The organism is Archangium sp. (assembly GCF_036388035.1).
Classification (GTDB): Bacteria; Myxococcota; Myxococcia; order Myxococcales; family Myxococcaceae; genus Archangium.
In genome coordinates this window covers 1-6,828 of the sequence record NZ_DASVSO010000040.1, presented here as the reverse complement: position 1 = coordinate 6,828, position 6,828 = coordinate 1, and the positions used below count along the sequence as shown (strand labels likewise).

Genomic DNA, 6,828 nt, shown 5'->3' with positions numbered 1-6,828 from the left:
CTGCGGACATAGCGTCTCACAGCAGGAGGGTCTTCGTCACAAACCAGGAATTGTCCGTAAGCCCGTAATGATGTATGGGACCCCAGCGCTTCCCTGTCTCCCCCCCAGGAGTCCTCCATGCATCGTCGTCTCGGTTCAGCCTTGCTTGCCGTGGGCCTGTTCGTCGGTTGCGGTGGTACCGAATCCGAATCGACCTCCGAATCCCTCCAGCGCCAGCAGGCGCCGCTCACCGAAACGGACGTGGACGTGGCCCCCGAGTGCCAGGGCATCCTCACCTTCGTGAACACGGCGTCGTTCCCGACGCTGGATGCGTATCTGCCGAGCGACGTCGTCACCAACCTCGTCGCCCGGCGCGCGTCGTCGCCGTTCGTGTCGCTGGCGGACGTCTCCTCGGTCCGGCTGGTCGGTCAGGCCCGTCTCGAGCAGATCGCGGCCGGTGCCCGGTCCGAGGGTTTCATCGGCCCCAACTGCGTCGGCGTCATGGACGGCCTCGCGCTCTCCACCGATGACTCCGCCGCGCTCGTGTCGCTGGTGAACACCATCAGCGACAGCGAGCTGCATGACGTCCTGCCGGACGCGTGGAATGGCGCCGCGAACCTTCTCAACCTGCGCCCGTTCACGTCGGCCCAGGCCATCTCCAACGTCGCGGGGATCGGCGAGGTGAGCCTGCGCAACATCCGGAACTCGGCCACGCTGAGCCGGCCCCTCGAGGCGCTCATCGCCGCGGCGAACGCGGTGCCGCAGCATGGCGCCTACGGCGCGAGCCTGGCCCGCCACTTCGACTGGTGGCAGGTCGTGACGAGCCGCTATTACCAGCAGGGAGGGATGGAGTGCTTCGGGCTCGAGCCGAGCAGCGTCCCGTATGGCGCCACCGTCCGGCCCTACCTGGCCGACGCCGCCGAAGTGCGTGCCGCGGTCGAGTACGCGGTGGACGTCGCCAACTGGAACAATCAGATCCCCAGCAGCGTGGTCTCCGCCGGCATGGCGAACCTCGACGCGCGGATCGCGGGGCGCTCGTTCAAGGGTTGCTACTTCAGCTACGCGGACGACCCCTGGAGCGGCAACAGCGTCGCCATCTTCGTCGACACCGTGAACGGCTTCAGCGTGATGACCGACACCTACTGGAGCGAGTGACCTTCACCGCGCTCCGGGGCGAGGTACCTCCCTCCCCCGGAGTCCGGTGGCCCGGAGGGAAGCCCCAGGCCCCTGGGGAGTCCCTCCGTCAGGACACCGCCGTGGGCAGGGTCGTTTTCCCGTCCTTGCGCCAGATGCCGATGAGGCCCACCGAGAGCAGCTCGTCGTCGGAGTAGTCCGCGAGCTCGCCCCGCGCCTTCAGCTCGCGCAGGTGGGGCAGCAGCTCCTCCTGGCGCTCGTGGACGAAGTGCACGCCGGGCATCGTCTCGTGGAACAAGCGCTTCCACTCGTCGAGGCGCACCTCGTTCACGTAGCAGTTCGGTCGCACCGAGCCCTGGTGAGCGGGGCGCAGGTGCGGCCAATACGGAGGCGCCGCCCCGTCATTCGACAGGGTGCGTGGGTCGTGGCTGCCACTGTGGCTCGTGTAGAGGTGGATGGCGAGGTAGGCAACGCCGCCGGGGCGCAGCACGCGGGCCACTTCCGCCAGGGCCGTCCGCGGGTGCTCGATGTGCTCGAAGGCCGACCACGAGCACACGACATCGAAGGACGCGTCGGGGAAGCTCATCCGCGTGGCGTCCATGAGGAACACGGGCAGGCGCGGGAAGCCCTGGACGGAGAGGCCACGCGCGAGGCTCTTCTCGAAGAGCTCGTCCCAGCCGAGGAGCTTGCGCGTCACCGTCTTCACGGTTCGGAGCACCGAGTTGCGGCGGAGCATCTCCACGTAGTCGTGCAGGTGGAAGCCCTGCGCGACGATGTCCGTGTCGATGCCGACCACCCTGTTCTTCACGGAGAGCACCCGCATGTGCTTGAGCTGCTGGCCGGGCCCGACATCCAGGACATCCAGTCCCTCGAGCTTGACCCCGCAGAGCTCCGTGAGGCGCTCCTCGCACTCCCGGACAGCGTTGAGCGTGCGATCCACCTGCGCGAGCGTCCCCTGCTGCCACATGCGGTAGAGGTGTTGCACCTCGCGTACCCGGTTGACGACCCCGATCGGTCTCGACGAGTAGGAGTAACGCTCTTGCGTGGATTGCTTTGCCTCGTGCATGGCCGTGCTCCCTTGTAACCAAGTGAAGGTGCGCATGACTGCCTGCTCGGCACAACTGGGGGGCCCCAGGGGGGTGGGACTCCGTCACGCGGGAGACACACGAGCAGCAGCCCCGGCTGCTCGTGCGGCGCGAGGGAACCCCGCCTCCACCGGCTCAGTCTCGCGAGCCCCCGCCCTTCTCCAGCTCGCGGAGGATGGCCTCCGGATCATCATCTTCTTGGAGCACGAAGACACCTTCCTCGGCGTGCGGCTCCGCGGGCACTGTCGGTGCGGGCGGGGGACGCCGCTGGGGGGGCGGAGCGGGGCGGGAGGCCGCTCTCGTCCGCACGGGCGGGGGAACGAGCGGCTCCGTCCGCGACTCCAGCGGGAGCGGCACGGGCGGCAGCGGGGTTGGTGTCTCCTCCGTCGCCGAGGGCAGGCTCCAGTCCGTCTTCCGGCTCAGCCATTCCCCATAGCGGGTGAAGGTCCAGGAGCCATCGGCGGCCCCGGTCTCGATGGCCGACGGCAGCTTGAAGAAGAACCCCTGGCGGATGAGGCTCTTCACCGGCGTGCTGCCCATGAGGATCTCACACTCGGGGATACGGATGCCCAGGTCGGCGCGGTAACGCAGGCGCTGGCACACCACGCCCACGAGGCAGTCGGCGAGCTGCGCGCACACCGCGCCCTGAATCTCCGGCGGGAAAGAGGCCACCAGGCGCTGGAGCGCCTCGGGCGCGCTGGAGGAGTGGACCGTGGCGAACACGAGGTGCCCCGTCTCCGCGGCGTTCAGCGTCAGCCGCATCACCTCCGGCTCGCGCAGCTCGCCAATCATCAACACGTCCGGATCCTCGCGGAGCGCATCCACGAGCGCCTGGGCGAACGAGGGCGTGTCGCGTCCCACCTCGCGCTGGCGGATGAAGGACTGGCGCGGCGTCAGCGCGTACTCGATGGGGCTCTCCACCGTGATGATGTGGCGGGCCTCGTTCAGGTTGATCTCATTGAGCAGCGCCGCGAGGGTGGACGTCTTGCCCATGCCGGTGGGGCCACTCACCAGCACCAGTCCGTGCGCGGGCTCGATGAGGCGCCGCAGGTCCGGGTGGAGGTTGAGCTTCTTGAGCGTGGCCTGGGAGGAGGCGAGCAGGCGGATGGCGAAGCCCACCCCGCGAGCGCTGCGCAGGATGTTGATGCGGCAGCGCTGCCCCTCGACGTTGGACGAGCCGTCATACGAGCAGCGCTCGATGAACGCGGGCCAGTCGGGCTCCCCGATGAGCTCCCGGGCCATCTCGGTGAGCGCGGCGGGAGGAACGGGTTCGCCCACGAGCCGCAGCTCGCCGCGCACCCGCAGGGCCATGGGCATTCCGCCCTCGAGATGGATGTCACTCGCGCCCTGCTCCCGGGCGAGCCGGATGATGGATTCGAGCCGCATGCCGTCCCCTCCAGTCCCAGGGGTTTAGCAAAGGATGCGCTCACGCGCCCGCGTAGTCGATGAAGCCACGGCCCATCTGTGTGAGCTTGCGATTCATCCGGTACACCCCACCGCCTTCCCGGCTCCCGGTGGACGGGTCGGTGTTTCCTTCGATCGTCAGGAGCTTGCCCCCGTTCACCTGCTCGACAATCCCGGTGTGTCCCTTGCCCTCGCCGAAGTCCATGATGAAGACCATCCCCGGCTTCACCACCCCGGGATCGGCGATCGCTCGGGCCACGTGGAGGCGTCGAATCTTCCGCTCTCCGGCCTTGAGCCAGTGATCCAGGCACCCCGCGGTCTTGACCATCGGGTTCTCCCGATTCCGATCTCGCGCCGCCATCTGGAAGCACCAATAGACGAACGCGCAGCACCACGGATAGTTGCCACGGGTCGGGTCGAGTCCGACCGAACGCAGGTACTCGTCCACCTGCTTCCCACGATTGCTGTTCTTCGGCTCCTCCCGGACCCCGAGCTGGGCGCGCGCGACCTCGAGCACCCGTGCCAGCAACTCATCGTCCACCTGGGAAATGACCGGGACCTGTCCGTCGAAGAGCACCTCCCACGACAGCGCCCCGAGCACCCCATCCACCTTGAGGGGCACCCCGTCCCTGTCCGTGGTGCGGGACTGGAACAGCATGACCGCCGCCTGGGTCTTCGGACCGAAGTCACCGTCGGCCTCGAGTGGACCGCACCTGCGCTCGTTCAACCGCTGCTGCACGGCCTTGACGATCTGCTTGTCGGCCTCTCCCACCTGAATCAGCCTGCCGGGATAGAGCATCGCCCCCCTCCAATCGAGACACTGCATTCGATGGAGGGAGGCGCGGCGTTTTGTGACGCAGAGAACCAGCTTCCCGATGCCGGCGGGGACACCGGGCAGGCGAGCGACTCACCTCCAGAAGACGATGTCGCGCTCCTCGTCGACCGCGCCGGGTTGCTCAGGCCGCCGCGGCCGAGCGCCACCGGGCGAGCATGTCCCGGACGTACTCCGCATAGCTCCGGGGAGGACGGCCGAGCAGCTCCGTGGTGCGTGCGACGCTGCGGGGATCCGTCGGCACGTAGAAGCGCGAGATCATCCGGTAGGTATTGAGGAAGTCCTCCTGCTTGCGACCCGAGAGGCGCTCGCGCAGCGGGCGCGTCCAGGTCTGCTCGTCGTCACCGGTGTAGCGCACCTCGCGGCCCAGCGCGGCGCTCCACACCGCCGCGCACGCGGGCCCCGAGAAGGTCGCGGGCCCGTTCACCGGGAGCGGCCCCGAGGGGATGGACGGGTCGAGCATCGCTCGGGCCGCGGCATCGCCCACGTCACGCACGTCCACCCGGTTGAGGCCCCGGTGGCCCAGCGGCTGCGAGAAGATGCCCTCCAGCAGCTGCTCTCGGAACAGCTCGTCGTTCTGATAGAAGTTGGAGGGCATGAGCAGGACCGTATTGGCCCGCGAGCGGCGGACGCGCTCGGCGATGGCGAACTTCGGCCGGTAGTGCGGAGCCAGGCGACCGAACGCCACCCGCTTGAGCGCGCGCACCAGGCGGTTCGGCCCCTCCACGTGGACCCCCACGAAGACGAGGCGCGCACCGGCCGTCTCGCACGCCTCCACGACGTTGCGGGCCAGCTGCTCCTCGTCCGCCTCGTGCGGGGAGGAGTAGAAGGCGGACGCCACGCCGTCCATGGCCCGCGCCAGACAGGCGCGATCCCCCACGTCTCCCACCAGCCGCTCCACGGTGTCGGGCAGGTGGCCGAGCCCGTGCGAGGAGCGCGTGAGGATGCGCACGCGCGCCCCCGCGTCCAGCAGGGCACGGGTGACTTCGCTGCCGACGGTGCCTCGGGCCCCGAGGACCAGGACGGTGCGCTGCGGAGCGTGAGTGGATGAACCCTGCATGATTTCCCCCCGAGTGTGTGCGGGGCGCGTGCCCCGGCGCAGACAGGGAGGGACATAGCCGCCGCGGGGCGGGTGGGCGCAATGGCCGTCCGCGACGAGGTGAGGTGTAGCGTCACCTGCTCAGCGAACGACGCGCGCGCGTGTGTTCTCCGGGCCAAAGGACTCGTACCGGCGGCACATTGCTCCCTCCGAATCGGCTGACACCCTGGCTGGCAATTCGCCTTGTTCCGCGCCCCTCGTTGCCTGCACTCTGGCGGCCACGCGGCGCGATGACGCCGCTCATGAGGAGGTGGGAAGTGACTTCGCGCAGCTCGCCGACGGTGAAGGTGCAGATGATGATCCGCAAACCGGTCGCGGAAGTATTTCGCGCCTTCGTCGATCCGACCGTGACGACCCGCTTCTGGTTCACCCGGAGCACGGGCCGGCTGGAGTCGGGCAAGACCGTGCGTTGGGACTGGGAGATGTATGGCGCCTCGGCGGAGGTTCGCGTCGACGCCCTCGAGCCCGACAAGCGCATCCTCGTCGAGTGGTCGGGCAACGGACGAAGCTCCACCATCGAATGGGCGTTCGACTCACGCCCGGACGGCACGACCCTGGTCCGCATCGAAAACCGTCACTTCACGGGCACCGAGGACGAAGTCGTCGCGCAGGCCCTGGACGCGACGGGCGGCTTCTCCCTGGTGCTCGCCGGGCTGAAGGCGTTCCTCGAGCACGGGATCGACCTGCGGCTGGTGGCGGACCACCACCCCGACGCCCACCGCAAGTAGGGACCCGACTCAGGGGTGCTCCAGCGTGGGGAGCGGCCTCCCCTCCCGGGCCAGGTACGAGACCGTCACCAGGGTGCCCGCGCGGGCGTCACCCTGCACGGAGGAATAGGAGGCCCCATTCCAGAGCACCGGCTCGGAGGCCATCAGCACCTGCTCGCGAAACTGCTCCAGCGCCTCCTGGTTGGGGTGCGAGGTCTCCAGGCGGCACACGGAGGCACCGCACTGCACCGACTCCAGTCGGGAGGTGGAGAGGGTGCGCTCCAGCCTGGCGCGGGCCAGGTCCTCCGCCTGCCGGCTCCAGTGGGGGTCGATAGGCTCGCCGTGGACCGCCTCCTCCAGGCGGTCCACCACTTCCTGCGCGGACCGCGGCACCTGCTGAACGGGCGGGGCCGGGGTGCTCGGGCGCTCCACCTCAGCGCTGGCGGCGGGCAGCTCGGCGGGGTGTGCCAGGGTGTGGCCAGGTGCGGAGGCGAGGGGGCGCGCCACTTCCCGGGTGAGGCGCTCCATGTGGGCCCGCTGCTCACCCAGCGCCCGGGCCATCTCCTGAAGCTCGCGGCGGGTGGCCTC

At 69.2% G+C, this 6,828-nt stretch carries 7 protein-coding genes; 2 read left to right on the top strand and 5 right to left on the bottom strand.

Going from position 1 to position 6,828, the window contains the following annotated elements:
- Positions 1-117: 117 nt before the first annotated feature.
- Positions 118-1,134, top strand: a complete 1,017-nt coding sequence (locus VF697_RS01835) for a hypothetical protein (RefSeq protein ID WP_331091650.1) — start codon at positions 118-120, stop codon at positions 1,132-1,134.
- Positions 1,135-1,222: 88 nt separating this feature from the next.
- Here VF697_RS01835 and VF697_RS01830 read toward each other — a convergent pair whose 3' ends face one another.
- The 4 genes from VF697_RS01830 to VF697_RS01815 all read right to left on the bottom strand — a co-directional run bounded on the left by VF697_RS01830 (position 1,223) and on the right by VF697_RS01815 (position 5,494).
- Positions 1,223-2,179, bottom strand: a complete 957-nt coding sequence (locus tag VF697_RS01830; protein WP_331091648.1) for a class I SAM-dependent methyltransferase — start codon at positions 2,177-2,179, stop codon at positions 1,223-1,225.
- A gap of 154 nt (positions 2,180-2,333) precedes the next feature.
- Positions 2,334-3,584 carry a type IV pilus twitching motility protein PilT gene (locus tag VF697_RS01825; protein WP_331091646.1) on the bottom strand — a complete coding sequence of 417 codons (1,251 nt, stop codon included), beginning with the start codon at positions 3,582-3,584 and terminating at the stop codon, positions 2,334-2,336.
- A gap of 40 nt (positions 3,585-3,624) precedes the next feature.
- On the bottom strand, positions 3,625-4,401 hold the full coding sequence (locus VF697_RS01820; RefSeq protein WP_331091644.1) for a CHAP domain-containing protein: 777 nt from the start codon (positions 4,399-4,401) through the stop codon (positions 3,625-3,627).
- Between the two features lie 157 nt (positions 4,402-4,558).
- Positions 4,559-5,494, bottom strand: a complete 936-nt coding sequence (locus tag VF697_RS01815; protein WP_331091641.1) for an SDR family oxidoreductase — start codon at positions 5,492-5,494, stop codon at positions 4,559-4,561.
- Between the two features lie 296 nt (positions 5,495-5,790).
- On the opposite strand from VF697_RS01815, the gene VF697_RS01810 reads away from it, so the two are divergent.
- Positions 5,791-6,261, top strand: a complete 471-nt coding sequence (locus VF697_RS01810) for an SRPBCC family protein (RefSeq protein ID WP_331091639.1) — start codon at positions 5,791-5,793, stop codon at positions 6,259-6,261.
- A 9-nt stretch (positions 6,262-6,270) separates the two neighbouring features.
- Here VF697_RS01810 and VF697_RS01805 read toward each other — a convergent pair.
- Positions 6,271-6,828, bottom strand: a 558-nt coding sequence (locus tag VF697_RS01805; RefSeq protein WP_331091637.1) for a hypothetical protein, incomplete at its 5' end; no start/stop codon positions are given.

Excerpts from the sequence above, each read along its gene's own strand:
- VF697_RS01835 (WP_331091650.1), top strand. The coding sequence starts at position 118 with ATGCATCGTCGTCTCGGTTCAGCCTTGCTTGCCGTGGGCCTGTTCGTC.
- VF697_RS01830 (WP_331091648.1), bottom strand. The coding sequence starts at position 2,179 with ATGCACGAGGCAAAGCAATCCACGCAAGAGCGTTACTCCTACTCGTCG.
- VF697_RS01825 (WP_331091646.1), bottom strand. The coding sequence starts at position 3,584 with ATGCGGCTCGAATCCATCATCCGGCTCGCCCGGGAGCAGGGCGCGAGT.
- VF697_RS01820 (WP_331091644.1), bottom strand. The coding sequence starts at position 4,401 with ATGCTCTATCCCGGCAGGCTGATTCAGGTGGGAGAGGCCGACAAGCAG.
- VF697_RS01815 (WP_331091641.1), bottom strand. The coding sequence starts at position 5,494 with ATGCAGGGTTCATCCACTCACGCTCCGCAGCGCACCGTCCTGGTCCTC.